General features: G+C 41.9%; 2 protein-coding genes. Both read left to right on the forward strand.

The genetic code is table 11. The features are described 5' to 3' along the window. Positions 1 to 369 precede the first annotated feature (369 nt). Entirely contained in the window at positions 370 to 1,668 is a 1,299-nt protein-coding gene (locus tag V7654_RS22880) for an amidohydrolase family protein (protein ID WP_335433168.1), read from the forward strand. Positions 1,669 to 1,725: 57 nt separating this feature from the next. Further along, positions 1,726 to 2,427, forward strand: a complete 702-nt coding sequence (locus tag V7654_RS22885; protein ID WP_335433169.1) for a 5'-methylthioadenosine/adenosylhomocysteine nucleosidase — start codon at positions 1,726 to 1,728, stop codon at positions 2,425 to 2,427. The last annotated feature ends 154 nt before the right edge of the window (positions 2,428 to 2,581 follow it).

The following is a 2,581-nucleotide window of genomic DNA, read 5'->3' on the forward strand; positions in this document are numbered from 1 at the left end:
CTCGTCGCTTCGCTCCTGCGGGGTGTAAATGATTCCTCACGAGAATCATTTCACCTAGGTCTCACCTGGCCAGCTGAGCCCGCAGGACATTGAACAGCTTCCTCGAATCTGCCCACGCACGATGGAAATGCGAAGCATTTTCGGAGGAGTCGAGTGCCCTCCGCTCCAATCAACAGGTGCTAAAAATCACAATGACCTTTAACACAGTATTTTGATGATCTTACAAATAAAAAATAGCAAAATCTCTATAAAAATAAAACATTTTTTGATAAATTTAAATGATGGGCATATTTGCGAGGCATTGATCTAATTCTAGTACATAATACAAAACAAATGCAAAAACAGCGATTTTACATAGGAGAGATTAATATGGAAGGAACGTTATTATATAACGGAACAATCATTACTTGTAACGCGGAAAATGAAGTGATCGAATCTGGGGCAATCGGATTTGAGGACGAAAGAATTGTTTATATCGGCAAATCGCCTGAGGATTTTTCGGCATATGAAAAAACTATTGATCTTAAAGGGAGTTACGTTTTGCCTGGAATGGTGAATACTCATGGCCATTCACCGATGTCATTGCTCAGGGGATACGCAGATGATTTGCACCTGCAAACCTGGCTTGAAGAGAAAATTTGGCCGCTTGAGGCTAAATATACTCCTGAACATGCGAAATGGGGAGCGTATTTATCTATTCTTGAGATGATCCGTACTGGGACGACCACATTCGTCGATATGTATGACAATATGGACGAGGTTGCAAAAGCTGTGGAAGCTGCTGGAATCCGAGGTGTATTGTGCAGAGGAGTAATCGGTTTTGGTTCAGAGGAGATTCGCCAAAGCAAGCTAAATGAAGCTGCCCAGTTTGCAATAAACTGGAATAATGGCGCAAATGGCCGGATAACAACGATGCTGTCCCCTCATTCTCCTTACACCTGTTCGCCAGAGTATATTTCCCAGATCATCGAAAAATCGGTGGAACTGAATGTACCGCTGCATACACATATGTCTGAAACAAAATTTGAGGTAGACAAGAATATTGAAGAATTTGGCGAGACGCCTGTCGCACACTTGGAAAAGCTTGGTTTCTTTGACCGACCATCGTTAGTTGCGCATGCTGTCCATGTCAATGAGGCCGACCTTGAGATTCTTGCCAGCAAGGATGTAAAAGTCTCACACAATATTATCAGTAACCTGAAGCTGGGCAGCGGAATTTCTCCTGTCAGCAAAATGATTGAAAAAGGAATCACAGTAAGCCTCGGAACCGACAGTGTCGCGTCAAATAATAATCTTGATTTATTTGAAGAATTAAAAGCGGTAGCAACTATCCATAAAGGGATAGCACAAGATGCTACTGCAGTCAGCGCTGCACAAGCACTGAGGATGGCGACAATCGATGGAGCTTCCGCTGTTTGGTTGGAGAATAAGATTGGCTCCCTTGAGATGGGAAAGGATGCGGATTTGATTGTAGTCGATTCAAATCAGAGCTTCTATTACCCACGACATAATCCTGTATCCCATCTTGTATACTCAGGGTCGGGCAGGGATGTTAGGGATGTGTATGTCAAAGGGAAGCAACTCATGGAGAATCGCCAATTCTTAACCCTTGATGAAGAAAAAATACTTTTTGAAGCAAACCGAATGTCAAAAATGCTGACAGTATAAGCTTTAAATAAATACTAGAATGAACAATTTATGTAATAAAACTTGGAGGTAAAGAGTATGAGAATCGGAATTATTGGTGCTATGGATGAAGAAATTCAGCATATCCTGGATGCTATGAGCAATTATGATGAAAAGAAAAAAGCAGGCATTACATTTTATGTTGGTACTTTTAACGGCTATGATATTGTACTATGCAAATCAGGTGTAGGGAAAGTAAATGCAAGTGTTTGTACACAGATTTTAATCGATGAATTTGCAGCCACCAATATCGTTTTCACGGGGGTCGCAGGAGCAGTGAATCCTGAGCTGAAAATTGGAGATATTGTTATTTCGACCGATTGCCTGCAGCACGATATGGATGTAACCGCATTAGGCTTCAAGCTTGGTGAAATTCCTTACACCGAGGTTTCCGTCTTCAAAGCGGATCCAAAATTAGTTGACATGGCCATTTCAGCAAGTAAAGAGATTGTACAGGATAAAAAGATTGTCAGCGGCAGGATTCTTTCTGGAGACCAATTCATCGCGGACCGGAATAAAGTCAAGTTTCTTCATGAGGAGCTTCAAGGATTTTGTACTGAAATGGAAGGTGCAGCTGTAGGACAGGTTTGCAGCATGAATGAGATTCCATTTGTCATCATCCGATCTATGTCTGATCAGGCCGATGGTTCTGCAGATGTTAACTTCCTGGAATTCACAAAACTAGCTTCAAAGAATTCCTTTGAAATCGTTAATGAAATGATTAAGAATTGGAATTTGTAAATTACTGAAGGTCAAAGTCCCTTATAGAATAAGATGCTTAGCTTGTCGACAAAGATCCAGATCAAAGATCAGTTATTGAAAACCTGTTGATTGGAGTGGAAGGCGCGCAGACTCCTGCGGGCGCAGCTGGACAGGTGAGACCCCGCAGGAGCGA

The organism is Bacillus sp. JJ1609 (assembly GCF_036967045.1).
GTDB lineage: Bacteria > Bacillota > Bacilli > Bacillales > Cytobacillaceae > Mesobacillus.

Excerpts from the sequence above, each read along its gene's own strand:
- V7654_RS22880 (WP_335433168.1), top strand. The coding sequence starts at position 370 with ATGGAAGGAACGTTATTATATAACGGAACAATCATTACTTGTAACGCG.
- V7654_RS22885 (WP_335433169.1), top strand. The coding sequence starts at position 1,726 with ATGAGAATCGGAATTATTGGTGCTATGGATGAAGAAATTCAGCATATC.